Genomic DNA, 25,169 nt, shown 5'->3' with positions numbered 1-25,169 from the left:
CCGCCGCGGCCATTGTGACCGGACCGCGGGCCGGGCGGCAGAGCTGCTGGCTGTGTCATGCCCAGGGCTACGCGCCGTCGTCGGGCTCTGAATCCGGGACAGCTTCGACGATGGCGCGTTTCTGCCGCTTGACGCTCCGCCGGTCCAGCAGCAGGGCCGCCACGGCGCCCAACACCGCGCCGACGGCGCCGAACATGATCAGGAAGAAGCCGAACACTGAGCCTCGCTCAAAGGATTCGTCGCCGGGGAGCCCGTACGCGACGGCGGCAGCCACCGCTGCGCCCACCAGGGCGCCGAGGATGAGGAACGGCACATATTTCGGTGCCCGGCGGACGGTGACCTCGCGGCGTTCAGCGGGGGTTTCTTCAAAAGCCATGCCCTCAAGCCTACCCACCATTGCAGTTGCTCTCTCACTTGTCGCTGCTAAAACGGCGGCGGAACGGAGCTGGGAATGACGGAGCATCCGGGCGGACGGATATCATCAGCCGAGGGACCGGTAGCAGCGCTGATGAAAGTGCTGATCACAGTGGGGACAGGAGAGCATGAACGGCGCAGTCACGTACAGCCACGAAGCCGCGGAGTCGGCCAGGACAACCGGTTTGAGGGAATACGGGCTGGTGCCCGCAGAGGCTGGCGAAGCCCCCTCGCTCCCCGACGCAGAAGCCGCCAAGGCGCTGGATAACCTGGTCCAGCTGGCAGCCCGGCTTTGCGCTGTTCCCTACAGTGTGGTCAATGTCATTACCGAGGGCCAGCAAATCCAGATTGCGGCCTTCGGCGTGGACGCCAAGGTTTGCAGCCGCGAGGACTCAATGTGCGCCCAGGTCTTCCTCCGCAGGACCACCACGGTTGTCCGCGATGCTTCCCAGGACCCGAGGTTCGCCGGGAACCCCTTTGTCACGGGCGAGATCGCCAAGGTCCGCTTCTATGCTTCGGTTCCGCTGCAGACTGCCTCCGGCTTGGTCCTAGGCTCGCTTTGCGTTTTCTCCGATGATGCGGCCAGCCCGCAGGCCGCGCAGATTGCGATGCTCGAGGTTCTCGCCCAACAGGTTGTGGAGCTGCTGGAACTCCAGCACCGCACCCTGCAGCTGAACGACGCGCTGGCGGAACTGCGACGCAGCAACACCGCACTGGGCGACTTTGCGGGCCGGGTCAGCCACGACCTCCGCATTCCGCTGACCACCATCCTGGGGTACGTCGAGCTTGCCGAGGATGACCCCGATATTCCGCAAGGGAGCGCCGCCGCTGAATACTTTTCGCGGATCGCCGGCAGCGGGCGCCGCATGCAGGCCACCCTGAAGGACGTCCTGGACTACTCCACGGTGGGAGGGCAGCTCTTCCGGGAGCGGTTCTCGCTGCTTGCCCTCACCGCCGAGGCTGCCGGTGACCTGGGCCAGTCCCTGGGCGGCACCATCGGCATACACTGCGACGACGCCGAGCTCGTGGCCGACCGGGCGCAAATACGGACCCTGCTTCAGAACCTCATTGCCAACTCCCTGAACTACCGGAGCCCCGAACATGCCCTGCACATCAGCATCAGCGCGGTGACTGGCGAGACGGGAACGGCCGTGTCGGTGGTGGACAACGGCAAAGGGATCGAAGCGGCAGACAGGCAGCGCGCAATGGAACCGCTGGTCCGGCTGCAGCGGGCCGGGGACGGTCCCGGGTCAGGGCTTGGCCTGGCCACATGCCGGCGCATCGCCAAGGCCCACGGGGGTGAGCTGCGGATCAGCGAAACGCCGGGCGGCGGCACCACCGTTTCCGTCTGGATCGCCGCTTAGCTAACTCTGTGATGTCCTCGTGAGGACCCATGTGTTGGTGCCGTCCTGCCGTTCGAACGTCACGGTGGTGACCAGCGCCTCGATGAGCGCAAGGCCGCGGCCGGACTCCGCGTCGTCGTCGGCCGTTCCCGGTTCCAGGGGGCCGAACGGAGGCTTGGCGTGGTAGGCGCTGACCCTGGCTTGCAGCTGCGTGGAGCGCACGCTGATGTCCACCCCGAGCTCCACTGGTTTGGCCGCCGCCGGATGCGCGTGCTGGACGATGTTGGACGCAGATTCGACCACCGCCGTTGTGAAGGTCATCTGGTCCATGGCCTGGACGAACGGGGCGTCCTCCCAGAGCTTGTCCAGCTCGTTGTGGACGGAGTCGATGGCCTCGGCCGTGGACAATCCCCGGAAACTCCGCCGGGCCAGGACATCAGTCATTGCCGAACGCTTCGTCAGCCGAGGCGTAGGACGTCAGCACCCGGTCCATGCTGGTCAGCTCCAGGACCATCTTCACCTGCGGCTGAACGGCCGCGATGCGTAGGTCTCCGCCGGCCTGGCGGGCGGCCTTCAGGCAGCCGATCAGCGCGCCCAGTCCCGAGGAATCCATAAACGCCGTGTTCTCCAGGTTCACCACGATCCGCGACGAGCCCCCGGCGATCACGTCGGTGACGAATTCGCGCAGTTTGGGCGCCGACACCATATTCAGCCGTCCGTCCGCCTTGACCTCCGCGTACGAATCCTTGACCTCGTAACTAAACTCCATCGGATTTCCTCTCTCCTGCATCAACGTCCACAGCGGGTTCGTAGCCCTTGTACAAAACGGCCCGGACCAGGATGCTCATGACCACCAGGTCAAAAATAACCCAGGCCACGTTCACCAGTGTGCCAAGCGGCTCGGCCAGTCCCGTGGCCAACCGGATAATCCCGACCACGGAGGCCACCGCCAGCAGCACACTCACCACAATCTGGGGCCGGATGAGGCTCCAGCTGGGGCCGCCGGTCTGGCGGGCTTTGGGGGTGACGGCGAACCCGAGAGGGCGGCCGAACCACACGTTCCGGGCCGCCGTCGAACACGCCTTGATCCAGGTGGGGAACAGCGCGAGGCTGTACTGCTGCCCGCGCCAGGTGGGGATTCCGCGGCCGGCCACCGCGAACAGCAGTTGGTTGGCGACCATAAACGGGATGAACCGCAGGAAGAAGTCCCAGCTGAGGCTGGACACCGGCAGGACACCCAGCAGCAGGTAGATGATGGGGGCGGCGAAGTAGATGACCGCCGCGTACCCGCTGAGGTAGGTCCACATGGTGGCGAAGTACATCAGGCGCTGGCCGATCTTCAGGCCTTTCTGCACCAGCGGGTTCTCGCGGAGCAGCACCTGCATGGTTCCCTGTGCCCACCGGAGGCGCTGGGTCAGCATGGTCTTGAGGTCCTCGGGCGCCAGGCCGTAGGCCAGGATCTCGTGGTGGTAGACGCTTTCCCAGCCCATGGCATGGATGCGCATGGCCGTGGCCATGTCCTCGGTGACGGAGATGGTGGCCAGTGGCATGACCGGCTGCGCTTCATCGTTCCGCTCCACGTTCAGGGCGTCCAGGACTGCCTGAACGGATTCCAGCGCGCCCAGCGGCGACCAGTCGCGGGCAGACATACGCTGGACGGCGTCGTCGGCCACCACCGGGACGCCGGCGGCACCCACATGGGCGAGTTCCATGGCGGCGATCTCTTCAAGGTCGGCCTGCAGAGCGGACATGTCGGCCTGGACCAGCGTCTGCACGGCCGCATCCACGCGGCGGCGGACCCGGTAGGTGATCTCACTCATGGCTTCGCCGGCCGCCAGCTGGGCCTGGGCTTCCAGCGTGGCTGCCTCCACCTCGTCCAGCACCTCGGCCACGAGCGGGGTGTTGGTGTCCGCGGATTTGCGCGCCTGGCGGATGGCGGAGCGGGAGGCCGTGAGGGCGCGGCGGATGCTTTTTTCGGTCTCCTTGACGTAGCCCATCAGGCCCAGCTGCATCAGGGCTTCGCGCCGGAGGATGGCGTTGGAGCCGCAGAAGAACGCCGCGTTCCAGCCGTCCTTGCCCTGCTGGATGGGGCCGTAGAACAGCGGCGCCTGGCTGCCGAGTGGATCGTGGGCGGGCACGTTGCTGAAGTACTGCGGCGTCTGGACCAGGGCCACCCGGCGGTTGTTGAAATAGCCCAGGGTTTTTTCCAGGATGTCCGGCTCGGGGATCTGGTCCGCGTCCAGGATCAGCAGGAATTCACCGTGGGTGACCATCAGGGCGTTGTTCAAGTTGCCGGCCTTGGCGTGCCGCGGCACGTTGGCGGTCCAGGCGTCACTGCGGGTCACATAACCCAGCCCGTGCTCTTCGGCCAGGGCCTTCAGCTCGGGGCGGGCGCCGTCGTCAAGAATCCAGGTGCTGTGCGGGTGTCGGATCTTTTGGGCCGCCAGTGCCGTGGTCATGACCATGTCCAGGTCTTCGTTGTATGTGGTGATGAAGACATCGACGGTGGCATCGTGCGGCGGGGCGGGTGCTCCCTTTCGGATCTTGAGGTGCCACACGGTCATACCGAACAGCATTACGTCGATGAGGCTGTAGGTCTCGGCCACCACCAGGGGCACCGCAATCCACCAGGCATCCCAGTTCAGCGACGCCGCCCAGCGCCAGCACACGTAGTTCAGCCCGAGGACGACGGTCAGAACCACTACCAGGCGGGTCCAGAAGCGGGTCATGCGGTTGCTGGCTCGGACAGGCGGCGGACCACCACGACGGTGACATCGTCCTCGGCAGTTTCAGCAGGCGCCAGCGCCAGGATGGCGTCACAGGCGGATTGCGCGGAAACCTGGTCGTTAGCGGCGGCGAGTACTGACTCGGCGAACTGCTCCACCGAGTCGAAGACGTCCAGTACGCCGTCGCTGACCACCACCAAGGAGTCGCCCGGGGCCAGGTCAACGGCGGATTGCGGCCACACGGACCCCGCCCAGGCGCCCACGGGCGGGCCGCCGCTGGGAAGACGGCGCGCCGACCCCTCTGCGGTGACATGCAGCGCCAGTCCGTGGCCGGCGTCGACATAGCTGACGACGCCGGAGGCGGCGTCCAGGCGGGCGTGGAAGAGGGTGACAAACGAGTTGGAGGAATCCAGGTCCGCCGCGATTGTGGTGCTGGCGGAGGCGAAGGCGGCGTGCAGGTCCTGGCGCCGCCCGGTGGACCGCATCACGGCCCGGACGGTGGCCGCGATGAGGGCCGCGCCCATGCCCTTGCCCATGGCATCGGCGAACGTCAGGTGCAGGCCCTCGGGCGTGCTGTACCAGTCGTAGAAGTCACCTCCCACGCTGCGGGAGGGGCGGAATACGCCGGCGACGTCGTACCCATCCACCCGGACGTCCTCCTGGGGCAGCAGGCTTTGCTGGACCTCGGTAGCGCGTTCCAGTTCGCTCGCCGCGGCTGATTCAGCGGCCGTCTCCGCCGCGGACGGCTGCCGACGGCGGAACAGGGCGTTGATCCTGGACTGGAGTTCGCGCGGGCTGAACGGTTTGCTGATGTAGTCATCGGCGCCGTTGTCCAGGCCCGTGAGCATATCCAGTTCGTCGGCGCGGGCGGTGAGCATCACGATGAACGCATCGGAGAATTCACGCAGGAGCTTGCAGACTTCCAGCCCGTCCATGTCGGGCAGGTTCAGGTCCAGCGTGATCAGATCAGGCTTGGCGCGGCGGACTTCCTCCACTCCGGGCAACCCGGCCTCGGCCTGGGTGACCTCGAAACCCTGCTTGACGAGGATCCGCACAAGTAGGCCCCGGATGTCCGGATCGTCCTCGATCACGACGGCACGGCGCGGTTCGGGCATGGAAGGCATGACTCTACTTCTACAGTATTAGGGCCGGTGAAGCATGTCATAGATATGACAAGGGGGCTGGAAGTCGGTCAGGCCCCGGGCAATCCGGGGCTGGCGGCCATGGCGTGGCCCGGTCTTGCCGGAAAACTTGCCTGCCCTTGATGGGTCCTTGAGGCTCCGTGGACACACTCGAAGGACAAACGACGAAGGAAAACGCGGACTGCCGGAGGACGGTGCAGGAGTTATGGAAGCAACGGAATCCGTCAGGCTGCCGGGCAGGCTGGCGCGTTCGTGGCGGCTCTTGAAGCAGGGCCGCCGCTCGCGCAGCACCGTTCACTACCTGAGCCATTTCTGGCGGCTCCGCTCACTGTCCCGCTCGCTGGCCCAGGCCCTGGGTGAGTCTTGGGAGGCCTCGAGCTGGCCCGGGGACCGGCTGGCGGTTGGCATCGAGCTCTCGGACAAGGTCGAACTGCTGACCCGCCTCCTGAACCGCGAAACCGAACTTCACGGCCGTCTGGTTGCCCTCACGAAGCAGCCGTTCCCTGCTGACCCGTTCCGTGCCACACTGGAGGACAATCAAGTGGCTGGGGGATACCAGGTCAGGAGATTGCCGTGCATTGGTACACAGGGTGGGCCTACCTCTTAGCTGGGCTTATGACCATGGACGCGATGCTGCTGGCCTTATGGTTCATAGACAACGACTGGCCAAGTAACTGGCGGAAGAAACCCTGATGAAGCGCAGGCTGCGTCAGCAGGTCCCGCATGCGTACCGGCTGCTTTGACGAACCCGGCTTCTCAAAGAGCAGCAGACGTTGGCATTGGGCCGCTCAGGGCCAGCCAGCGTTTTGACATCCTCGAACAGCGTCCCCGGACGGTCTTCGATCGCCATGCCTGACTCCCGATTGCTGGGCTAGCTGTGCCCAGTCAGATTAGACCCCCAGGGACTCGCGCAGGGCAGCGACGTGGCCCTGCGCCTTAACCTGGTACTGCGCCAGCGCCACGTTGCCGTCGGGGTCCACCACCACGGTGGAGCGGACCAGGCCTTCGACGATCTCGCCGTTGACCAGCTTCTCGCCCCACGCGCCGTAGGCCAGGGCAACTGCGTGGTCCTCGTCGGAGAGCAGCGGGAAAGTCAGGTTGAAGTCGCCGGTGAAATCGGCCAGCTTCCCCGGGGCGTCGGGGGAGATGCCCAGGACTTCATAGCCGGAGCCCTGCAGGGATGAGAGGCTGTCGCGGAAATCGCAGGCCTCGGTGGTGCAGCCGAGGGTTGCCGCCTCCGGGTAGAAATACACGATGACGTTCTTGCCGCGGTACGTGGCCAGTGAGGTTTCGGTGCCCTCGGCGTCCTGCAGCGTGAAATCGGGGGCCTGGGTACCTGGCTGAAGTTTGATGGTCAGTTGGGGGCTCACGGCGTTCCTTCGGGAGAGTCTGATGGCAAGAGACAGGAAACCAGTGAATCGGCTTTCCAGTTTAAACAACAACTCCGGCGTCATTTGAAGTATTCCGGCTGGTCCAGGGCCGGGACCTGTGCAGGGGACCCCGTTCGGCTCCGCGAAGGTACGGGCGGTCCATTGACTTGAGGCGCCTTATGGATACGGTTAGAGATGCACCTTGTTGGTCTCCGCACTTCGTCGCCGCACTCCGTAGCCGCCTGCCGGCATCCACTCACAACCGCTTGGTCCCAGCCCTAAGCGCCCGCCGAAAATGATCCCTAGGCTGTGTCCCCATGACCGCAAATTTCATCAGAGCTCTGGCCGTTAAGTCCTTTGATATTCCGGACAAAAAGCGGTGTCCGGATAAGGCCGAGTTCGATCTCGTCACGGTCGATGACTACTCCGTGGCCCGCCTTATCCTCGCTCCCGGCTGGCGCTGGTCCGAGTCCGCCAAGCCTATGGAGCTGACGGACTTCTGCGAGCACAATCACCTCGGCTACTGTGTCTCCGGCAGTCTGGAGATTCAAACGTCCGACGGCGTGAGGTCCACCATCCATGCCCACGACACCTATGCGCTGCCTCCCGGGCATGATGAGTGGGTGGTTGGGTCCGAGCCGTTCGTCGCCATTGAGTTCCTGGGTACGGCGTCCTTCGGCCGGCCGCGGAGCAGGGGACTGCACGCGCTGATCTGAGCCGGTATTCGTCGGAGTCGGAGCGGGTCTGAGCTGTACTAGGCCTCGCTGGCCTGTGGCCTAAACAGCCACAGGAGTCTCTGCGCGCGACATCCGCTGGTGCACGATCCGCTTGAGCCCGGCCACAACCCCTTCCGGCGTGCTGTCTGCGGCGAGCTGGACGAAGCCCGGGTATTCCGGCATGGCACGGTAGGCATCGCGCAGATCCGCCAGGTCAGTCAGCTGCACCACGGCGTCAGGTTCCGGCAGCGACGACATCAGCCAGGGGACCAGGCGGCCGCGCGGCAGGCCTTTGGCTGTTCGCTGCGCGAGCTGGCAGTGGAGGTGCCGGTCCATCACTACCAGTCCGTCAGAACGGCTGGCCCAGGCATGGGATATGAGTACGTTGGCCACGCGAAGGTTGGTCTCCACAATGTCGGCAAGGCGCCGCGGCCAGCGGATGCCCAGCCGTTTGCCCAGCACGGACATGCTCCGCCTGCCGGCGTGGTTGCTGAGCGGCAGGGCGTTTTTGCCGTCAGCCTGCGCCGCATCGACCAAGGCGCGGGCGGCCGTCGATTTTCCTGATCCGTCGATTCCGGTTAAGACAATGAGCACATGGCCTCCTTTCGCCAATGGTTTAACGGAAAGGGCCGCGTGAACGTCCCATCATGAGGGCGAGGTCACATCAAACTGGCGACCGGGCGGCACGTGCAAGGGCCGGCAGCCACACCAGGGGGGGCTGGGGATCAGTGCCGTGGTTCGAGGGCGAGCCGCTGCCCGAAGCCGATCACGGATAAGCCGACGACGGCGGCCAACCGGCCGCCGTCGAACGTTAACTCAGGAGGCGTCTTAGCGGCAGTGCTTCGTGAAGGCGGCGCCAGCTTCCTGGTACTTCGACTCCAACTCGGCGAGCTTGGCCTCGTCCGGGGCTTCCTTGGCGGACTCGTCGGTGAACTCGATGATGGATCCGAGCGCAGGCTTGAGGTCATCCGATGCAACAACTTCGATAGGCCGGATCTGGTTGGCGAGACGCACCAGGCCGGTCTTGCCCACGTTGTTCGCGGGGTTCGCCAGGACAGCCTTGACGCGGTCGCAGGTTTCGGGGGTGGAAAGTTTGGTGGGCGTTGTGCATGCAGAAGCGGAAAGTACGAGGCCGGCTGCGATCAGGGCGGTGGCGAGTTTCTTCATGGGTCCCTCAGTAGTTGATTGAGGTTTCGATTGTAAGCAGAGACCGTGGCAGCTTGCCGGTCCCGGGGCTCCGGAGGGCGGAGTGTGACCGCGCAAGGAGGGGGCTTTTGACTCTGGCGGGCCGGTTCCCGGGGTGCATAAACTGGCATTACGATCGTGCGGCCCTGCCGCAGGTTGGCCCGTGCGGATCACCCTAATTCAAGGAAGAATCATGGCCCGCACAACCCAGAATTCAGCAAAATTACAACGCCGTACCGCCATTGGGTTCATTCTGCTCATGGAGGTGTTGGCACCTGTCCTCCCGGCGTCTGCGTCGCCGCCGGCAGACTCAGGCATTGTGCTCAAGGGCGCCACGTCCGCCGAGGGGATCGCCGCCGGCAGCGGAACCACCTTCTACGCCGGCGACCTGGCCCTTGGAGACATTTACCGCGGCGACATCCGCCAAGACAAAGCGCGGTTGTTCATCGACGTATCGGACTTTGATTCGCAGCCCATGGCCGCCGTCGGGATGAAGGCCGATACCCGCAACGATCTGCTGTTTCTAGCGGGCGGCGCCACCGGCAAGGCCTTCGTGTACAACACGGAATCGGGCGAGCCTGTTGAGGATTTCACGCTCGCTCCTGGTTTCATCAACGACGTCACGCTCACCCGGGATGGCGCCTGGTTCACGAATTCCGCTGCCGGTGAGCTCTACTTCCTCCCGGTGGGCAGGCGCGGCGAGCTGGGTACCGTTGAGACACTGGAACTGAGCGGACCGGCGGCCGGGTACTGATTGTGGCTCATTCGAACAACAAGTCCCTCTATACCGTGGACCCGTACACGGGTGGAAGCGCGAGGATCGACGGCGTGGATGTACCGAATGTTGACGGCATCCTGGTCCGTGGCCACACAGTCTGGGCGGTGCAGAACTTCCTGAACCAGATCGTCCGCATCAGGCTCTCCGGGGGATCTGTCCTCCGGCGAGATCGAAGACACCATCACCAGCCCCGCTTTCGATGTACCCACCACGGTGGCGCGGTTCGGGAACACGCTGGCTGCCGTGAATGCGCAGTTCATGCGGCCGACAAGTCCCCACGAAGTGGTGCTGGTGCCAGCCAGGGACTAGCCCGGATTTTTCATCGGACGGCGGTCGGGGCGCCGGGTCCGGTTTTTGTCGTCCCGGTGGGCTGAATCGGATTTCGGGCGTGGCTGAAGGGCCCCGGGGTCGCGGGGCGGGGCGCGGGCTTCCACTGATCCCGTTGGTGTTCTTCTTTCCTGCTCGTTGGTTGGCGGGGGCTGCGGTGTCAGGTCCGCAGCAGGTGTGCGGGGCGGTTCGCGGCTGCGGCGATCCGTCCGATGGCTTCGAGCAGGGCGGCGATGAGGGGTTTCTCCGGTGCGGCGTCGGGCAGCAGCAGGTGGGTCCGGCGGGCGCGGGTGATGATCTTGCCGGCGGTGGCGAAGAGCCGGTAGCGCCAGCGTTTGATGTCCCAGCCCCGTGCCTTGTGGCCGTCGGGCAGGGCGGTGAGCTGGAGCCAGGAGACCAGGTTCGCGGCCAGGACCGCGAGGTTCGCCCAGGCCTGGTTCGCGGCGAAATCGAAGAACGGGAGCTTGCTCAGGCCGGTGTTCTTCAGCGTCTTGATGCGGTTCTCGCAGCGGCCGCGGGCCCGGTGCCGGGCATCCAGGAACGGTCCGTGCCAGCGTGGGGCATTCGTCAGGAAAGCTGTTACACGGTGACCGTCGATGTCGAGCAGGGTCGGTGTCGCACCGGGGTGCAGCGGCTCGGCGCGCAGAAAGATCTTCGTCCCGGGCGGGTAGTCCTTCAGCGGGATGACCTGCGTGGCGTTGATGACCCAGGCGTCGTCGCGTTCGTTGCCGTCCTGGTCCAGGGCCGGCTGCCAGTATTTCTTGTCGTTGATCCAGTCGATCATGTGGGCCTTGCCGACCGGAACCGGGTACGAGACGGAGAACTGCACGCCGCGCGAATGCAGGTACCAGAGGAACTTCCGGGACGCGCCGGCGCTGTCGGTGCGGACCAGGATTTTCTGCCCGTCCAGTTCGTCGTCTTCACCGTAGAGTGCGTCGGGCAGGACCGCGATGGCGGCCTCGAAGATGCGGATGTGGTCCTCGGCGTTGTTCGCTGTTGCCCCGCCGTGGCGCATCAGCACCGCGAGTTCCTCCCCGGTGCCTCGGCCGGAACCGTAATCGATGCTGGCGGTGAACGGGGCGAATCCAAACCCGCCCTTGTAGTTGCCGGTGGCTTGTTCCTTCTCGGAGTGTGAGGTCACCAGTGTGGCGTCGAGGTCGATGAGCAGCGGGTCCGCGGACGTCGCGGTCACCGCCGGGCTGCGGTCACCCGCGGCTTCCCAGGCCCGGGTCCGCAGTTCCTTGGACAGGGTCGAAAAACCGTAATCGAAAACGTCCGGGTTCTTCACGGTGCGTTCGAAGAACCGCGAGACTGTCGCGTTCGAGGGCACGTTGCCGAACACGCCGGGCTGGGAGCGCAGGATGTCCAGGTCGGAGGCGTGCTCGCCGCCGGCTGCGAGCATCACCGCCAGCGACCCGAGTAGCCTCCCGGGCCGGTGCGAGGCCATCGCGGGGGCGAACTGGCCCAGCCGGTCCTCGCACAGATCCCGGAACCCGAGGGCGTCAATGAATGAGGTCAGGACCCTGGCACCGGCATGGGAGACCAGCGACTGGCCGGTGAAAGTGACCGGGACGGATGGGAAGACCTTGGTAGACTGGGGCATCGAAAAGGTGCTCCTTCAAGACACGGAAATAACGGCGTAGACACCCCTATTTTCCCTTGTCAGAGCACCTTTTCGTCTCTTAAACACACCCGTCAGCCCAAGACTGATGAAAACCCCGGGCTAGGCCGCTTCGGTAAGGACGGTGCTGCCCCGCATGAACGGTGTGTGGCAGCACCGCTCGTGCGGGGCAGAGCAGCTGGTGCGGGGCCGGGCAGCTGATGCCGCGCCTGCTGATACCGCGTACGACGGCGTGTGGTGGCCGGGGCGCGTGGGCCAGAGGGGGAGGGCGGCTAGTCTTCGTCGGTGTCGGCGCCCTCGGCGGGCTCCTGCGAGTGCATGCGGATGTCCGTGGGATCCGCAGTCTCGTCCCCTTCGGCCGGAGCCTCGCTGTGGATGCGCTGGGCCACTACTGGCTTTTCCTTCATGTCAACCGCTCCCGTGGGGTGTGGAATGTGCCTTAATCATCATTCAGCGCCTCTCGAAGCGGGGTGTCAATAACCATTCCAGAGCTCTGGCCGCAGCACCTGTTCTGTGCTGGACTGGGGACGAATTGTGCCGGCTTCATCCTTCAAGGCTCTACGGCGCGGTAGGGGCGTCAGTCCAAGGGCAGGGTTACTGTGACGGTGGTGCCCTGCCCTGGCTTCGAAGACACGTTGACGGTGCCGCCGGCCTCGTGCACGGCCACCGACATCAGCCGCAGCCCGTAGCCGTGGTTCTTGCCGCTTAACGCGAGTTCGCAGTCAAAGCCCGTGCCGTCGTCGGACACCACCAGACGGATGCCGTGGCCGACGGCCGCCAGCTGGACGGTGAGCTCGCCGGCGCCGGCGTACTTGAAGGCGTTACTCAACGCTTCGCGCGCCGATTGGTAGAGGAGGGACGCACAGTCCGCCGGGATCTCGATGCCCCAGTGCGGAGTATCCCAGCGGACTGTCGTTCCTTGCTGACGGAGAGGCCCGGTCAACCGGTCAATGCAACCGGCCAGCCCCAATGTGTGCAAGTCGAGTGGGTGGTGATCAGTAATCACTCCTCCCACCGCGTCGACCTCGCCCAGAGCTGATTCGTTCCCCATGAATCTTCCTGCTTCCCCGCTGTCCTCTTGTGTTGCTAGCTCCAGCGTGGACCGCCAAATGCATGGGTTGCGAAGGGTTGGCTCAAGATTGGATCAAAATTTTCCCGACAGATCGTCGTCGTTTTGCTCCAAGGCGGCGGATGGTCCTGGGTAGCACCTGCGAAAAGAGGAGCGGCACGTCCGACGGCTGGCGGCAGCTCAGTGCCACCTGCGCCTTCTCAGCACCGACAGCGCTAAGCCCGGCCGCGTTGAGATCTTCTTTACCAAAGCTTGTACTTTCGTTGCCGGTTCTCTGCAGCTGGATTGCGTTTCCCTTGGAAGAGTCAAAGCACAGCAGGATTCGATGACCCTTTTATGTGGAGATTAATAAGCTAATGCGTGCCATGTCACAATTTCATGAAATTATTCACCCGCCTTATCCGAAAATACCGGCCATTATTGCGACCAAGTCTTTGCCCGCATTTCCGTGATTACGGTCCTGATTCCGGCGCACAATGAGGCGGCGGGGATCGGTGCAACGCTGAATTCCTTAAAGTCGCAGAGCCGCCGCCCGGACAGAGTGATCGTGGTGGCAGATAACTGCACTGATGCCACGGAGGCGATAGCCCTCGCCGAGGGTGCCGAAGTCCTGCCCACCGAGGGCAATACAGACAAGAAGGCGGGTGCCCTGAACTTCGCCCTGGACGGGCTCCTGCCCGGCGCCGGTCCCGAAGACCTGATCCTCATCCAGGACGCCGATTCCCAACTGGCCCACGACTTTGTGGAACGGGCAGTGGCCCACTTGCGTCGCGATTCCCGGCTGGGCGCCGTTGGCGGCGTCTTCCGCGGCGGTCACGGCGGCGGGTTCGTCGGGCACCTGCAGCGCAACGAATATGCGCGGTATGCCCGCGACGTGAAGCGGCTCAAGGGCAAGTGCCTGGTGGTCACGGGCACCGCGGCACTGTTCCGGGCGCGTACGCTCCGCGATGTCATCGCGGCCAGGCTGGACGGGTCGCTGCCGCCGGGCAATGGCCGCGGCGGGGTGTACGACACCTCAGTCCTGACCGAAGACAACGAACTCTCGTTTGCCCTGCTGACCCTGCGGTACCGGATCAAATCCCCCGCTGACTGCAATCTGGTGACCGAGGTGATGCCGACCTGGCGCGAACTGTGGGCACAGCGGCTCCGGTGGAAGCGCGGCGCGGTGGAGAACTGCGTGCAGTACGGCTGGACCCGGGTAACGCGCCCGTACTGGGGCCGGCAGATCCTGGCCTTGGTGGGCGTTCTGGTAACACTGGCCTACTTCGGCACGGTGGCGTTTGCACTGGGCACGGGTGCCGGGCTGAACATTCAGCCGTTCTGGCTGGCCGTGACCGGTGTCTTCGTGATCGAACGTGTGGTCACGGTCCGGCTGCGCGGATGGAAATACATGCTCGCGGCCGCCACCATGTACGAGCTGGTGATCGACCTGTTCCTGCAGGTGGTCCATGCGAAGGCGTACCTGGACGCAGCCCTCAACAAAAAGAAAGCCTGGTAACAACTATGTATAACAACCCAGCAGTTCCGGCCGCAGCCGGAATGGGTTCCGGAACCCTCGCCATGACCGGTGCGGGTGATATTTTCTGGTTTGCACTGGCAGCTTTTGCCCTCATGGCATTGGGTCTGGCCATCAAACGGATTGTTCCCGTTCGCGGCGATAAGTCCTAGCGTTCTGTCGCAGGAGCCAAAAAACGAGCATAGGCCCAGGACATCCGGATTTCCTGGGCCTATGCTTGGTCCGGACGTAGTCAGGTGACGACGCTCAGGATGCTGGAGCATCCGGCGGTGTCGCACACCTTGTAGGTGGTGGTGTTGCCGCCTTTGAACTGGTTGGCAAAGCTGCTGGTGTTAGGCACGGATTTCCGGACGCCGTTGATCCAGAGCGTCACGTAATCGCCCGTGGCACCGGCCCACTTCAGTGTTGTGGTGTTAACGCCCTTCGTCTTGGAAGTTGTGGCTGAGAGCTTGATGGCCGACGAAGGCGCAATAGCCAAGGCTGCGGCCGCCGGGACGAAGGAGAAGTCCCGGACCTTGACCGATTCCGGTTTCACGTGGGCGGGGTCCCCACCTCCACCGCCGGTGACCCAGAGGTTAAAGTGGAGCTGCTCCTTGGCCGGCACCGGCACGGTGGAGCCCTGCAGGACCGTCCGCTTCAGGAGGGTGCCGCCAAAGCCCTCGCCAGCGTAGGTTTCGAAGGTCAGCTTGCCCGGCTCCCACACCATCCGATGCGTGGTTATGGGGCTGGCCGTCACGTCAAAGACCACGGTGTTGTTGCCTTCGCCGGGCGCTTTGGTAGCGTCGAACCAATATCCGTGGCCCTGTCCCACCGGCCATGACTGGCCGTAGGCGGCACCTCCGCCCCAGGCAGACGCCTCGCAAAGGTCGATTTCGTTATAGCCGGGCTCGGCGAGGGGATCGTAAGTGAACAGGCACCCCCACACCACCTCTTTCTGCAGCAGACTGAGGTTCTTCTCCACCGTGGTGCTGTAGGTGCCATAGCCGAAGCCTTTGCGGGTGGACTGGAATTCAGCCCCCACCGGCGCGTCTCCGGAAGGGTTGGTTAGCTTCAGCGTGACATGCCCGTTGGAGTCGGGATCGACCACATTCGCTGCGGCAAAAAGCCCGTTGTACTGAGGAGCCCCGCCCCAGAAGCGCTTTTCCCAGTTGAAGCCCTTCCAGGAGAAGCTTCCGGCGGGGCCGGGATCAGGGGAAATGGCATCCGCTGCTTGCGCGGCTGGCATGCTTGCCAACAATGCCAAGCCCGCGGCCGCTATCATAGCCAGCGGCCTGAGCGGCCTGAGCGGCCTGAGTGGTTGTGCGGAACGTGAAACGGGTAACCGAAAAGAAGCCATGCGTGCCCCTGACGTCTCGTTCTTAGTGACAATCCTGCGCCCCCTTTGAGCACACGATGATCATCAGTCACATCAGCAACAGAAAGCAATAGGTCCCGGCGGATGGCCTGGCGTAAATCAACTAATCAAGAAATGCTCAGTATTTGCTCAAGCTCAAGAATTTGGCAAGGTGTCCTCAGTCCTCAAAAGAAGGCAATAGCAGTGTGTAGGCTCAATATTCTGCGCGTTATGGTTAATAGTTATTGACAAGCCAATCCACATGGCTAGTGACGACGAATTGCACATGGAATACCTTGGAGGGTTTGCCGGGTTCCAGTTCCAAGGACGCAGCCACATGCTGGCTCTGTCCGGCACGTCGCGGGGCTCCGTTACGGGGCAAATCTTGCGTGGACGCAGCAGCGAAAATTTATGGGGAGCAGGGATGGTAGAACGGGGCATCGCAGTTGTGGTCGAAGACGACGACGACGTCAGGGAATCCCTCGAGCAGGTGCTCCAGCAGTCTGGCTTTTCCGTCTTCGCAACATCCTCGGGGACGGAAGGCGTGGAGACTGTGCGGGAGCACGACCCCGTCATTGTGACTATGGACGTCGGCCTCCCGGACTTCGACGGGATCGAAGCTGCGCGCCGGATCCGGACGTTCAGCGACGCGTACCTCATCATCGTCTCCGGCCGGGTAGAGGAGGCCGATGCACTGATGGGCTTCGAGGCCGGCGCAGATGACTATCTCACGAAACCGTTCCGTCCGCGGGAGCTGCGTGCCCGGATCGCGGCGATGCTCCGGCGCCCGCGTTCGCTGAATTCCACGGCGGGCGTCACGGCCCCGGTTCACGCTCCGCAGGCGGTGCAGCAACGTGCTCCTCAAGCCGTGCCCGCCGCCGTCTCCGACGCTCCACTTCTCCCCACCGGCACGGCCCTCCTGTGCGATTTTGAGCACAATGGCCTGACCCTGCACGAAGGCTCACGGTCCACGGCCATCCATGGGGTGCCGTTGGATTTGACGCGTACGCAGTTTGACCTTCTTCTTGTCCTGATGGAGAACGGACGAGTGGTGCAGACCAAGGCGGACCTGGTCCGCCGGCTCCGGAATGAGCCGTACAACACCGGCTCTTTCGTTACGGCCGGTGAGGAGCGCGCCGTCGAAGTCCACCTCGGCAACCTTCGTAAGCGGCTCGGTGACAGTTCCCGGTCTCCGCGTTGGATCGAGACCGTGCGTGGAGTGGGGTACCGGATGGCGTTCCCACGTTTGCCTTCCTTGCCGTCAGCTCCCGCGCACATCGGGGATCACCTGACAACCGGGCAGTTGGTGCCATAGCAGCGTTTTGACCCGCGACGCTACCCCGTCCGCGGGTCATAGACCACCGCGGCATCCGGGCCACCGGCCACGCCCCGGAGATAATCAGCCACGCGTCACTGGGAACCCCCAGCAGCACGGTAGTGGCCTTGATCAGCAGGGTGAAGAGCACCGCTGAGACGGCCAGGCTGGCGATGATGATGTACGGCGCCCGGCGGTTCGACTCGGCAGCGGAACCGGCGAGGACCACCGGCAGCAGCGGCAGGACACAGGGGGAGAGGACGGTGAGGATGCCGGCGAGGAACGCGAGCGGCAGGAGTTCCATGACGTACCGCCGGCGCTAGCGGATCTCCTTGACAAGGGCATTCAGATCCCGGCTCAGGCTCCACTTGGCGATCTGCGAGCCGTCCGGCTTCACCTGCACGAGGGTGTGCTGGAGGGTCACGCCGTATTTTTGTTTGAGCGCGGTCTCGGAGTCGTAGTCCACTTTAAGGATCTTGACGCCGGCGGGGATGCTGGCGGCATTTGCCTCGATGTCGGAGGCGAGCAGCTTGCAGGTGGAGCACCAGGTGGCGTGGAAGAACAGGATGACCTTCTCCGACTCCGACGCCGAAGATACAGCCTCGGGGGTGTATGTGGTGAAGCTGCGCTGCGGTGATTTCGCCGACGGCGGACGGGCCGGTAGTGGTGCTGCCTGGTGCGCCGCAGGACGAGGCGCCCAGGGCGCCCGCCAACGCAACGGACAGAAGCGGCTTTTTCACAGGTGCACCTTCGAGCGACGGCGGAAGGTTCCGCCGTCTTCTGCCCTAGCGTAGCAAGGCCCTGGCCAGGCTTCTGTGTCCCAGCACACACAACGGCGGGCGGTCAGGGGTCAGCAGCTGGCAACAGATCATCCAGGGCCACCCGCTGGACACGAACACCCAAATAGGCGCCCGGACAGCCGACTGCGTGGCGCAGCACCGCCACCCGCAATCTCGCACTGACCTACCGCGCCGGCGCCCATACAGGGCAATGCGCCGTAAAAACTTGGTCCGCCAACCGAAAAGCTGACACTTCATTTGGGTTCTCTTCCATATTTTGGGCGAGCGCGCCTCGATAGCATGAAGTTACCGGACAGAGCCGTCCGACCAGATCGACGCAGAAGGAAGCCCATGGCAGCGGTTACGGTGGACGATATTCTCTCGGATCTCCCGCTGGGTTTCGCCAGCCTCATCCTCCGGCCTGCCGCCGGTAGCTCTGCGATCGAACGGTTCCTGATAGTGGATGCGGATGATGAAACGTCCGACGGCGGCGCGGCCTTTGTCCTGCTGATCGGCGTCCGCGGCCGCTCGGCTTTGCCCGCGTTGCGGCGGCTCCTTAAGAACCCTCCGCCAGTGATCGCCGTCAAGGGAAGGCTTGAAGAGCTCACCGAAGCCCAGGAACTGCTCCGCGATGCCGGCACAGGCCTACTCCTGGTGGATCCGGGGGCTGACTGGGACCGGCTGCTGTCCATTGCCAAGGACCGCATCCAGCCGCGCAGCTACCAGCGCGAAGTGCTGACGCTGCTGGAAGAGGACTTGTTTGCCATCGCCCAGACCACCGCTCGGCTCACCTCCAGCCACGTGGTCATCGAAGACGCCGCCAACAAGGTCCTGGCATACTCCACCGTTTCGAACGACATCGACGAACTGCGCAAGGCCTCCATCCTGGCCCGGCGAGGTCCGCGTATATACGAGCTGCTGCTGAAGGACCTGGGCGCCTACCGTGAACTGCATAGGACCCGGCTGCCGGTGCGGGTACCGGCCCGGCCCCAGGACGGGCTGCGGGAACGGGTGGCCGTCACACTGTTCGCCGGGGACCGGATCATGGGCTACATCTGGCTGCAGGAAACCGGGGACGGCTTCGGCCCCGACGTTGACTATGTGCTGAAAGGATCTGTTGCTCGGGCCTCCGCAGAGCTCATCCGGCACCGCAACCAGCAGTCTGTGCACATGCGCGAGGACCGCATTGTGCGGATCCTGTCAGGCTCGGCGGAAGCCGCTGCCAGTGCTTACAGCGAGAAGATCTCAGCTGGGCGCCCGGCCGCACTGATCCTGATAGGAATGCCCGACTCCGAAGCCCAAGCCGACGACGCAGCACTCAAGCACGGCGAACTCGCCAATCTGGCGTCCATCCACGCGGCCGCCTACAAAGCGTCCGCCGTCGTGGGCCAGTTCAAGGGTGACACCGCCGTCATTGTTCCTGGCCTGCAGTCAACCGCCGCGGAGCCCGGGCTGCGGAGCCTGGCCGAGTCCATCGTCCGGGATGCCGGTAAGCACCTCGGCATCAGCCCGTTCGCAGCCGTCGGCCCGGTAGTCCCGGACCTGCTGTCCCTGCACTCGACCACCCGGATCACCGAGGCCCTGTTGAGTTGTGTTGGCACGTCTTCGGACAGGGGCGTTGCCACGGTGGACGACTTCGAGGGAGAGATCCTCTTCCGCGAGGCGGTTCAGAATTTCATGTCCTCCACGTTCCGCCACCGCAGTCTTTACGCACTACTGCGGCAGGACGCTGAACTCGCGGAAACCCTGCACGCGTACTTCGAAGCCTCGCTCGATGTTGCCGAATGCGCCAGCAGGATGGGGCTGCACAAGAACACCGTCTATTACCGGATCAGCAAGGCATCCCGGGCGACCGGCTTGAACTTCGGCAACCCGAGGGACTCGCTGGTGGCCCTGCTCCATGTCCAGGAATGGGCCGGCACACCTAAAGAACAACTGGGCAGGAAATGACCACAGCACTCAAAGCGCCGCCGTTGGACCGGATACTGGACGACATCGTCCGCAGCCACAGGCCACAGCAGGAAACCGGTTCTGTCCCGGCCAACATCCCCCTCCTGGCAGCGGTACCCTTCGACAGGTTCGGGATCGCCGTCGCCACCACTTCCGGTAAGGTGTTCCGTTCCGGCGATGCCGACGTCCCTTTTTTCATCCAGAGCATCTCCAAGGTGTTCACACTGGCAATGGCGCTTCGAGGCGACAGCTCAGGAACACTGTGGTCCCGCGTGCTGCGCGAACCATCCGGCACCTCGTTTAACTCCCTGGTCCAGCTGGAACTGGAGCACGGCATCCCGCGGAACCCTTTCATCAACGCCGGTGCCTTGGTGGTTACCGATCACCTGATGGAAGAAACGTCCGACGCCGCCACCCAGGTGTTGCGGTTCCTCACCGACCAGGCGGGCAGCACAGGGCCCTTCATCGATGAGGCGGCGGCAGCCAGCGAGCTTTCCAGCAGCAGCCGCAACCTGGCGTTGGCGCACTTCCTGAAGGGCTTCGGCAACCTGAGGCAGGCCGCGGAATCCGTGGTGGAAAACTACGTCCGCCAATGCTCCATCATGATGACCTGCGTGGAACTCGCCAAAGCCGGACTCTTCCTCGCCCGGGACGGCCGAGGAGCGCGCGGAACCGTCGTGTCCCCCAGTGATGCGAAACGCATCGGCTCCATCATGCTGACATGCGGCATGTACGACGCCGCGGGAGAATTCGCCTACCGCGTGGGCCTCCCCGGGAAAAGCGGTGTGGGCGGCGGGATCCTGGTCATCGTTCCAGGTGAATGCGCCATTTGCGTCTGGAGCCCGCGGCTGGACGCCAAGGGAAACTCCCTGGCCGGCACCGCGGCTCTCGCAGACCTTTCCGACCGCACCGGCTGGTCCGTTTTTTAGACCCCAGGTTGCACGCCCCTACAAACTTCTTCCCAACCCAGCAGGATCTTCTCCGTATCGAAAGGATCAACCATGCCCATCAACCCCAATGACGAGGTTGTACTGCAACAGGCCGACGGCGGTCACGCGCACGCCACCGAATCGGCGCTGCACGCGGAGGACAAGGGTTATCACAAGAACCTCAAACCGCGGCAGATCCAGATGATCGCCATCGGCGGTGCGATCGGCACCGGCCTGTTCCTCGGCGCCGGCGGCAGGCTCAACGCCGCCGGCCCGTCGCTGGTCATCGCCTACGCCGTCTGCGGCTTCTTCGCGTTCCTCATCCTGCGCGCCCTGGGCGAACTGGTCCTGCACCGCCCCTCCTCGGGCTCGTTTGTCTCCTACGCCCGGGAATTCTTCGGCGAGAAAGCCGCGTTCGTCTCCGGCTGGTTCTACTGGATCAACTGGGCCACCACCACCATCGTGGACATCACCGCCGCCGCGCTCTACATGAACTTCTTCGGCCACTACATCCCCTGGATGGCCGAGGTCCCGCAATGGGCCTGGGCCCTGATCGCCCTCGTGGTGGTCCTCGCCCTGAACCTCGTCTCCGTCAAGGTGTTCGGTGAGCTCGAGTTCTGGTTCGCCCTGATCAAGGTCGCCGCCCTGGTGGTCTTCCTCGTGGTAGGCACCTACTTCGTCATCTTCGGCACCCCCGTGGACGGCCAGCCGGTGGGCCTGAGCCTGCTCTCGGACAACGGCGGCGTCTTCCCCAACGGACTGCTCCCCATGATCATCCTGATGCAGGGCGTCCTGTTCGCCTACGCCTCCATCGAACTCGTGGGCACCGCCGCCGGCGAGACCAAGAACCCCGAAAAAATCATGCCCAAGGCCATCAACTCCGTGGTCTTCCGGATCGCCGTCTTCTACGTCGGCTCCGTCATCCTGCTCGCCCTCCTGCTGCCATACACCTCCTACGAAAAGGGCGTCAGCCCGTTCGTGACGTTCTTCGGCTCCATCGGCATCCAAGGCGTGGACGTCATCATGAACCTCGTGGTCCTCACCGCCGCGCTCTCCTCCCTCAACGCCGGCCTATATTCCACCGGCCGCATCCTACGCTCCATGTCCGTGAACGGCTCCGCCCCAAAGTTCGCAGGCCGGATGAACAAAGCCGGGGTCCCCTACGGCGGCATCGCCATCACCGCCGGCGTGTCCCTCCTAGGCGTCCCGCTGAACTACCTGGTGCCAGCGGAGGCCTTCGAGATCGTGCTGAACGTCGCATCCGTGGGCATCGTCATGACCTGGGCAACCATCGTGCTCTGCCAAATCCAGCTACAACGCTGGGCGAACAAAGGCTGGCTCCAGCGCCCGTCCTTCCGGATGTTCGGCGCCCCGTACACCGGCTACCTTTCACTGCTGTTCCTGGCGGGCGTGCTGGTCATGGTGTTCATCGAATCCCCGCTCACCATGCTCGTCACGGCCATCGCCTGCGTGCTGATGGTATTCGGCTGGTACGCCTGCCGGCAACGAATCCGCGAGATCGCCGAAACCCGCGACGGATTCACAGGCACAGCCCCCGTGATCGCCAACCCGCCCGCGGAGACCTTCAGGTAAAGCGCGCACCATCCACTACGAACGCCAAACCAGCCCAAACAGCCAAAGAAAGCCCATGACACCGGAAACCCAAGCAATCCTGACCGCATCCCACACCCAGCCCGCCGCCGTCGGGAATTCCGGGCAAGTCTCCCGGCTGGCACGCCCTTCGGAGGAGCTTCACGCCGGCAACGGCCCGGCACTGAAATCAGCCGGGCACGTGATAGTTGATTCGCTCGTGGCCCATGGTGTGGAGCGCACCTATGTGGTTCCCGGCGAGAGCTTCCTGGACGTCCTGGACGGACTGCACAACTCGGATATTGAAACAATCGTCTGCCGGCACGAGGGCGGCGCCGCCTACATGGCCGAGGCCGACGGCAAGATGCACCAGCGCCCAGGCATAGCGATGGTGACCCGGGGTCCCGGCGCGGCCAACGCGCATGTGGGGCTGCACACCGCATGGCAGGACTCCACCCCCATGCTGCTGTTCGTCGGCCTGATCCCCTTCGCGCATCGGGACCGTGAGGCGTTCCAGGAGTTCGATATCAAGGCCTGGTTTGATACGGGGGCGAAGCGCGTTATGGTCCTTGACCATGCGGAGCGGGCGTCCGAGATCGTGGCCGAGGCGATGTTTGCGGCCATGAGCGGGCGGCCGGGCCCGGTGGTGGTGGGCCTGCCGGAGGACATCATCCGGCAGCAGATTGACCCGGTGCTGCACCCCGCCATTCCGGTGGCAGCCGGTGGCTTGAGCAGCACCGATGCCGCCGCGCTGGAGGCTGCGCTGGCGGAATCCACCAAGCCGCTCTTTGTCACCGGCGGCAACGACTGGACGCAGGAGGCGGCTGACCAGCTGACCGGATGGCTGGAACGGCACCATATCCCGGCTGCCGCTGAATGGCGGACGCAGGGAACGGTCTCCTTCGATTCCCCGTCCTACGTGGGCCCGATTGGTTACGGCCGCCCCCGCCCCACCTACGACCTGCTGGAGGAAACCGACCTGCTGGTGTTTGTGGGGACGGTGCCGGGCGACGTGATTACGGACGGATTCGTCTGCCGGCAGGACTGGAACAAAAAGAACTTCCTTGTCACAGCCGACTCCTCACTCCGTGGCCGGTCGGGACCCGTTTCTCGGCAGATCCTGGCCAAGCCCGAGGCCTTTGTCCGCGACATTGTGGGGATTGACTTGCCGGCGAAGGACGAGTGGAAAGCGTGGACAAGCCGGATGCGGGGCGAGCAGGAGCGGTTCGCCGCGCTACCGCCAGCGGCGCCGGCAGCGGGGCAGGCGAGGATGGACACTTTGATGGCGAACCTGGTGCCAAGGCTGCCCGAGGATTCACTGGTGACGTTCGGTGCGGGGGAGCACACCAACTGGGCCCACCGCTACTTTCCTACCCGCCGTTACGCCTCCATGATCAGTGCCCGCAACGGCTCCATGGGCTATTCCGTACCCTCGGCCATCGCGGCATCGCTGGCCGAACCCCGGCGCCGCGTGGTCACCATCGCCGGAGACGGGGAGTTCCTCATGAACGGCCAGGAGCTGGCCACCGCGGCCCAGTACGGGGCCACGCCGCTGGTGATCGTTATGGACAACCAGGAATACGGCACCATCCGTACCCACCAGGAGCGCCACTATCCCTCGCGCGTCTCCGGGACCCAGCTGAAGAATCCGGACTTCGGCCTGATGGCCAGGGCCTTCGGCGGTTTTGGGATCACTGTCACCGAGGACTGTGAGGTTCCGGCGGCATTGGACGCCGCGCTGGCGGCAATCGACGGGGACGGCGTCTTCGCCCTCATCCATCTCATCGTCGAACAGCGGGTTAAGGCCTACTGAGCCGACCTGAGAGAGCAGCGGTCGACGGCGGGACATCCCGCCGTCGATCGCTGCTCTCCGATCCGGGTCACACCCGTCGGGTTAGTCATGCCTCCGTGACGGCACGACGTACGTGCGGTGAGTCGGAGCAGATGTTGTGCGGAACCGTGCCTACACTCCTGATTATGACGACCTACAACGGACAACAGGCCCACGCTGAGCACCGCTGGCCTGCCGTCGTTGGCCTGCTTGTTGCCCTGAGCCTGTACGCGACATTGCCCACAGCATTCCTGCCGGGCGTTCGCTACGCGGTTGTCATCGTCGGGCTGGGCCTCCTGATCCCGCTTATTGTCCTGAATCCCCGCCGCCTCACGCGCCAAACGCGCTGGTCGAGGCATCTTTCCGTAGGCCAGGCACTGCTGCTGGTCGCAGCGAATGAGGCTGCCCTGGTGCAGCTGGTCATCGCCCTCGCAGGCCCTGACAACACCGACGGTCCAAACCTTCTGCTCGCCACGCTTCAGGTTTGGGTAACGAACGTCATCGCCTTTGCGCTGGTCTATTGGGAACTGGACAGGGGCGGCCCTGTGTCCCGCCGGCACACCCCACGCCACGAGCTGCCCCAGGCAGACTTCCGGTTCCCCCAGGACGAAGACCACGACGCCGTCAAGGAAGTTGCCGCCAGGTCTTCGGTAAAGAGCGGCTGGACGGCGTCGTTCATTGACTACGTCTACTTCTCGCTCTCTAATTCCATGGCCTTCAGCCCCACGGACACGATGCCCCTCTCTGCCCGGGCAAAATCACTCATGGGCCTCGAAGCCTTCGGCGGCTTCGTGCTGCTGGCGCTCGTCATCGCCCACGCCGTGTCCCTGCTCGGCCAATAGCACCCACAGGATGGAGCAGGCTAAGGATGTCCGCGCGAGGGATCAACACGGTCAACGCGGGAGGGTGCCGCCCGTGGTCGCGCCGCACCCTTCCCTGGTTGAGGTGGATTATTCCTTGAAGGCGTCTTTGACCTTCTCGCCGGCCTGTTTCAGGTCTGCTTTTGCCTGGTCGCTTTTGCCTTCGGCTTTCAGGCCCGGATCGCCTTTGGCTTCGCCGGCGACTTCCTTACCCTTGCCGCCAAGCTTCTCGGCGGTGTTCTCGATCTTGTCGTCCAAACCCACAGTGTCACTTCCTCAGGTTGGTTGCCGCTGGCGGGCTGCCTGCGGCTCACTATTTAATCGTAAATCGAATCCTTGCCAGATGCTAAGCATGCTGATTAAAATCTTGCTATG

At 64.2% G+C, this 25,169-nt stretch carries 26 protein-coding genes and 1 pseudogene; 12 read left to right on the top strand and 15 right to left on the bottom strand.

Annotated features, from left to right (window positions below; genetic code table 11):
• Positions 1 to 67 precede the first annotated feature (67 nt).
• Entirely contained in the window at positions 68 to 376 is a 309-nt protein-coding gene (locus ACQCS0_RS18895; RefSeq protein WP_354155078.1) for a hypothetical protein, read from the bottom strand.
• 166 nt (positions 377 to 542) lie between these two features.
• On the opposite strand from ACQCS0_RS18895, the gene ACQCS0_RS18890 reads away from it, so the two are divergent.
• The gene (locus ACQCS0_RS18890; RefSeq protein WP_426939961.1) at positions 543 to 1,778 is read left to right on the top strand and encodes a sensor histidine kinase; all 1,236 of its coding nucleotides are present in this window, start codon (positions 543 to 545) and stop codon (positions 1,776 to 1,778) included.
• Here the strand turns inward: ACQCS0_RS18890 and ACQCS0_RS18885 are convergent, their stop codons facing one another.
• From ACQCS0_RS18885 to ACQCS0_RS18870, 4 genes are read right to left on the bottom strand one after another with little or no spacing between them, the layout of a single operon-like run.
• The gene (locus tag ACQCS0_RS18885; protein ID WP_354155076.1) at positions 1,779 to 2,201 is read right to left on the bottom strand and encodes an ATP-binding protein; all 423 of its coding nucleotides are present in this window, start codon (positions 2,199 to 2,201) and stop codon (positions 1,779 to 1,781) included.
• Positions 2,194 to 2,526 (bottom strand): STAS domain-containing protein, encoded by a 333-nt coding sequence (locus tag ACQCS0_RS18880; protein WP_185261765.1) that lies wholly within the window; start codon positions 2,524 to 2,526, stop codon positions 2,194 to 2,196. Before ACQCS0_RS18880 ends, ACQCS0_RS18885 begins: the two co-directional genes overlap by 8 nt.
• Entirely contained in the window at positions 2,516 to 4,486 is a 1,971-nt protein-coding gene (locus ACQCS0_RS18875; protein WP_354155075.1) for a glycosyltransferase family 2 protein, read from the bottom strand. The genes ACQCS0_RS18880 and ACQCS0_RS18875 overlap by 11 nt, the downstream gene beginning before the upstream one ends.
• Positions 4,483 to 5,607 carry a SpoIIE family protein phosphatase gene (locus tag ACQCS0_RS18870; RefSeq protein WP_354155074.1) on the bottom strand — a complete coding sequence of 375 codons (1,125 nt, stop codon included), beginning with the start codon at positions 5,605 to 5,607 and terminating at the stop codon, positions 4,483 to 4,485. The genes ACQCS0_RS18875 and ACQCS0_RS18870 overlap by 4 nt, the downstream gene beginning before the upstream one ends.
• Before the next feature lie 223 nt (positions 5,608 to 5,830).
• Between ACQCS0_RS18870 and ACQCS0_RS18865 the strand changes: the two genes are divergently transcribed.
• On the top strand, positions 5,831 to 6,232 hold the full coding sequence (locus tag ACQCS0_RS18865) for a hypothetical protein (RefSeq protein WP_354155073.1): 402 nt from the start codon (positions 5,831 to 5,833) through the stop codon (positions 6,230 to 6,232).
• A 283-nt stretch (positions 6,233 to 6,515) separates the two neighbouring features.
• On the opposite strand, the gene bcp is transcribed toward ACQCS0_RS18865, so the two are convergent.
• A complete protein-coding gene (gene bcp, locus ACQCS0_RS18860; protein ID WP_354155072.1) occupies positions 6,516 to 6,995 on the bottom strand; it encodes a thioredoxin-dependent thiol peroxidase in 480 nt (159 codons plus the stop codon).
• Between the two features lie 317 nt (positions 6,996 to 7,312).
• Between bcp and ACQCS0_RS18855 the strand changes: the two genes are divergently transcribed.
• Complete coding sequence (locus tag ACQCS0_RS18855) at positions 7,313 to 7,711, top strand: cupin domain-containing protein (protein WP_354155071.1); 399 nt, start codon at positions 7,313 to 7,315, stop codon at positions 7,709 to 7,711.
• A gap of 60 nt (positions 7,712 to 7,771) precedes the next feature.
• Here the strand turns inward: ACQCS0_RS18855 and ACQCS0_RS18850 are convergent, their stop codons facing one another.
• Both ACQCS0_RS18850 and ACQCS0_RS18845 read right to left on the bottom strand, forming a co-directional pair.
• Positions 7,772 to 8,305: a thymidylate kinase gene (locus tag ACQCS0_RS18850; protein ID WP_354155070.1), complete on the bottom strand. Its 534-nt coding sequence runs from the start codon at positions 8,303 to 8,305 to the stop codon at positions 7,772 to 7,774.
• A 234-nt stretch (positions 8,306 to 8,539) separates the two neighbouring features.
• On the bottom strand, positions 8,540 to 8,878 hold the full coding sequence (locus tag ACQCS0_RS18845) for a hypothetical protein (protein ID WP_354155069.1): 339 nt from the start codon (positions 8,876 to 8,878) through the stop codon (positions 8,540 to 8,542).
• A 211-nt stretch (positions 8,879 to 9,089) separates the two neighbouring features.
• Between ACQCS0_RS18845 and ACQCS0_RS18840 the strand changes: the two genes are divergently transcribed.
• On the top strand, positions 9,090 to 9,650 hold the full coding sequence (locus ACQCS0_RS18840) for a hypothetical protein (protein WP_426939960.1): 561 nt from the start codon (positions 9,090 to 9,092) through the stop codon (positions 9,648 to 9,650).
• Positions 9,651 to 10,161: 511 nt separating this feature from the next.
• Here ACQCS0_RS18840 and ACQCS0_RS18835 read toward each other — a convergent pair.
• The 3 genes from ACQCS0_RS18835 to ACQCS0_RS18825 form a co-directional block, all read right to left on the bottom strand.
• Positions 10,162 to 11,604 carry an IS1380 family transposase gene (locus tag ACQCS0_RS18835; RefSeq protein WP_426939959.1) on the bottom strand — a complete coding sequence of 481 codons (1,443 nt, stop codon included), beginning with the start codon at positions 11,602 to 11,604 and terminating at the stop codon, positions 10,162 to 10,164.
• A gap of 290 nt (positions 11,605 to 11,894) precedes the next feature.
• Positions 11,895 to 12,029, bottom strand: coding sequence for a hypothetical protein (locus ACQCS0_RS18830; RefSeq protein ID WP_258524227.1), 135 nt, complete (start codon positions 12,027 to 12,029; stop codon positions 11,895 to 11,897).
• A 170-nt stretch (positions 12,030 to 12,199) separates the two neighbouring features.
• Positions 12,200 to 12,673: a sensor histidine kinase gene (locus ACQCS0_RS18825; RefSeq protein ID WP_426939958.1), complete on the bottom strand. Its 474-nt coding sequence runs from the start codon at positions 12,671 to 12,673 to the stop codon at positions 12,200 to 12,202.
• A 466-nt stretch (positions 12,674 to 13,139) separates the two neighbouring features.
• Here ACQCS0_RS18825 and ACQCS0_RS18820 point away from each other — a divergent pair, with 466 nt between their 5' ends.
• Positions 13,140 to 14,189 carry a glycosyltransferase family 2 protein gene (locus ACQCS0_RS18820; protein WP_354155065.1) on the top strand — a complete coding sequence of 350 codons (1,050 nt, stop codon included), beginning with the start codon at positions 13,140 to 13,142 and terminating at the stop codon, positions 14,187 to 14,189.
• Between the two features lie 5 nt (positions 14,190 to 14,194).
• Entirely contained in the window at positions 14,195 to 14,359 is a 165-nt protein-coding gene (locus ACQCS0_RS18815) for a hypothetical protein (RefSeq protein ID WP_426939957.1), read from the top strand.
• Between the two features lie 80 nt (positions 14,360 to 14,439).
• Here the strand turns inward: ACQCS0_RS18815 and ACQCS0_RS18810 are convergent, their stop codons facing one another.
• Positions 14,440 to 15,432 (bottom strand): hypothetical protein, encoded by a 993-nt coding sequence (locus ACQCS0_RS18810; RefSeq protein ID WP_354155063.1) that lies wholly within the window; start codon positions 15,430 to 15,432, stop codon positions 14,440 to 14,442.
• Positions 15,433 to 15,964: 532 nt separating this feature from the next.
• On the opposite strand from ACQCS0_RS18810, the pseudogene ACQCS0_RS18805 reads away from it, so the two are divergent.
• Positions 15,965 to 16,774, top strand: a pseudogene (locus ACQCS0_RS18805) (response regulator transcription factor); the annotation flags it as partial.
• On the opposite strand, the gene ACQCS0_RS18800 reads toward ACQCS0_RS18805, so the two are convergent.
• Complete coding sequence (locus ACQCS0_RS18800) at positions 16,656 to 17,159, bottom strand: cytochrome c biogenesis CcdA family protein (RefSeq protein WP_426938926.1); 504 nt, start codon at positions 17,157 to 17,159, stop codon at positions 16,656 to 16,658. The pseudogene ACQCS0_RS18805 and the gene ACQCS0_RS18800 overlap by 119 nt on opposite strands.
• 15 nt (positions 17,160 to 17,174) lie before the next feature.
• The gene (locus ACQCS0_RS18795) at positions 17,175 to 17,573 is read right to left on the bottom strand and encodes a thioredoxin domain-containing protein (protein ID WP_354155062.1); all 399 of its coding nucleotides are present in this window, start codon (positions 17,571 to 17,573) and stop codon (positions 17,175 to 17,177) included.
• Positions 17,574 to 17,985: 412 nt separating this feature from the next.
• On the opposite strand from ACQCS0_RS18795, the gene ACQCS0_RS18790 reads away from it, so the two are divergent.
• The 5 genes from ACQCS0_RS18790 (at position 17,986) to ACQCS0_RS18770 (ending at position 24,776) form a co-directional block, all read left to right on the top strand.
• A complete protein-coding gene (locus ACQCS0_RS18790; protein WP_354155061.1) occupies positions 17,986 to 19,584 on the top strand; it encodes a helix-turn-helix domain-containing protein in 1,599 nt (532 codons plus the stop codon).
• Positions 19,581 to 20,513, top strand: a complete 933-nt coding sequence (locus tag ACQCS0_RS18785) for a glutaminase (protein WP_354155060.1) — start codon at positions 19,581 to 19,583, stop codon at positions 20,511 to 20,513. The genes ACQCS0_RS18790 and ACQCS0_RS18785 overlap by 4 nt, the downstream gene beginning before the upstream one ends.
• A 72-nt stretch (positions 20,514 to 20,585) precedes the next feature.
• Entirely contained in the window at positions 20,586 to 22,106 is a 1,521-nt protein-coding gene (locus ACQCS0_RS18780; RefSeq protein WP_426939956.1) for an amino acid permease, read from the top strand.
• 55 nt (positions 22,107 to 22,161) lie between these two features.
• Positions 22,162 to 23,916, top strand: coding sequence for a thiamine pyrophosphate-dependent enzyme (locus tag ACQCS0_RS18775; RefSeq protein ID WP_354156388.1), 1,755 nt, complete (start codon positions 22,162 to 22,164; stop codon positions 23,914 to 23,916).
• Positions 23,917 to 24,080: 164 nt separating this feature from the next.
• Entirely contained in the window at positions 24,081 to 24,776 is a 696-nt protein-coding gene (locus ACQCS0_RS18770; RefSeq protein WP_354156387.1) for a hypothetical protein, read from the top strand.
• Between the two features lie 108 nt (positions 24,777 to 24,884).
• Here the strand turns inward: ACQCS0_RS18770 and ACQCS0_RS18765 are convergent, their stop codons facing one another.
• Positions 24,885 to 25,058 carry a CsbD family protein gene (locus ACQCS0_RS18765; protein WP_160675163.1) on the bottom strand — a complete coding sequence of 58 codons (174 nt, stop codon included), beginning with the start codon at positions 25,056 to 25,058 and terminating at the stop codon, positions 24,885 to 24,887.
• Between the last annotated feature and the right edge of the window lie 111 nt (positions 25,059 to 25,169).

Origin of the sequence: Pseudarthrobacter sp. S6 (assembly GCF_050156575.1) — a bacterium.
Taxonomy (GTDB): Bacteria; Actinomycetota; Actinomycetes; order Actinomycetales; family Micrococcaceae; genus Arthrobacter.
The sequence above is the reverse complement of the archived record's forward strand: the minus strand, read 5'-3'. Positions and strand labels throughout refer to the sequence as shown.

Bases quoted from the DNA above. Each gene is read 5' to 3' on its own strand.
- ACQCS0_RS18895 (WP_354155078.1), bottom strand. From the start codon at position 376: ATGGCTTTTGAAGAAACCCCCGCTGAACGCCGCGAGGTCACCGTCCGC.
- ACQCS0_RS18890 (WP_426939961.1), top strand. From the start codon at position 543: ATGAACGGCGCAGTCACGTACAGCCACGAAGCCGCGGAGTCGGCCAGG.
- ACQCS0_RS18885 (WP_354155076.1), bottom strand. From the start codon at position 2,201: ATGACTGATGTCCTGGCCCGGCGGAGTTTCCGGGGATTGTCCACGGCC.
- ACQCS0_RS18880 (WP_185261765.1), bottom strand. From the start codon at position 2,526: ATGGAGTTTAGTTACGAGGTCAAGGATTCGTACGCGGAGGTCAAGGCG.
- ACQCS0_RS18875 (WP_354155075.1), bottom strand. From the start codon at position 4,486: ATGACCCGCTTCTGGACCCGCCTGGTAGTGGTTCTGACCGTCGTCCTC.
- ACQCS0_RS18870 (WP_354155074.1), bottom strand. From the start codon at position 5,607: ATGCCTTCCATGCCCGAACCGCGCCGTGCCGTCGTGATCGAGGACGAT.
- ACQCS0_RS18865 (WP_354155073.1), top strand. From the start codon at position 5,831: ATGGAAGCAACGGAATCCGTCAGGCTGCCGGGCAGGCTGGCGCGTTCG.
- ACQCS0_RS18855 (WP_354155071.1), top strand. From the start codon at position 7,313: ATGACCGCAAATTTCATCAGAGCTCTGGCCGTTAAGTCCTTTGATATT.
- ACQCS0_RS18845 (WP_354155069.1), bottom strand. From the start codon at position 8,878: ATGAAGAAACTCGCCACCGCCCTGATCGCAGCCGGCCTCGTACTTTCC.
- ACQCS0_RS18840 (WP_426939960.1), top strand. From the start codon at position 9,090: ATGGCCCGCACAACCCAGAATTCAGCAAAATTACAACGCCGTACCGCC.
- ACQCS0_RS18835 (WP_426939959.1), bottom strand. From the start codon at position 11,604: ATGCCCCAGTCTACCAAGGTCTTCCCATCCGTCCCGGTCACTTTCACC.
- ACQCS0_RS18830 (WP_258524227.1), bottom strand. From the start codon at position 12,029: ATGAAGGAAAAGCCAGTAGTGGCCCAGCGCATCCACAGCGAGGCTCCG.
- ACQCS0_RS18825 (WP_426939958.1), bottom strand. From the start codon at position 12,673: ATGGGGAACGAATCAGCTCTGGGCGAGGTCGACGCGGTGGGAGGAGTG.
- ACQCS0_RS18815 (WP_426939957.1), top strand. From the start codon at position 14,195: ATGTATAACAACCCAGCAGTTCCGGCCGCAGCCGGAATGGGTTCCGGA.
- ACQCS0_RS18810 (WP_354155063.1), bottom strand. From the start codon at position 15,432: ATGCCAGCCGCGCAAGCAGCGGATGCCATTTCCCCTGATCCCGGCCCC.
- ACQCS0_RS18800 (WP_426938926.1), bottom strand. From the start codon at position 17,159: ATGGAACTCCTGCCGCTCGCGTTCCTCGCCGGCATCCTCACCGTCCTC.
- ACQCS0_RS18790 (WP_354155061.1), top strand. From the start codon at position 17,986: ATGGCAGCGGTTACGGTGGACGATATTCTCTCGGATCTCCCGCTGGGT.
- ACQCS0_RS18785 (WP_354155060.1), top strand. From the start codon at position 19,581: ATGACCACAGCACTCAAAGCGCCGCCGTTGGACCGGATACTGGACGAC.
- ACQCS0_RS18780 (WP_426939956.1), top strand. From the start codon at position 20,586: ATGCCCATCAACCCCAATGACGAGGTTGTACTGCAACAGGCCGACGGC.
- ACQCS0_RS18775 (WP_354156388.1), top strand. From the start codon at position 22,162: ATGACACCGGAAACCCAAGCAATCCTGACCGCATCCCACACCCAGCCC.
- ACQCS0_RS18770 (WP_354156387.1), top strand. From the start codon at position 24,081: ATGACGACCTACAACGGACAACAGGCCCACGCTGAGCACCGCTGGCCT.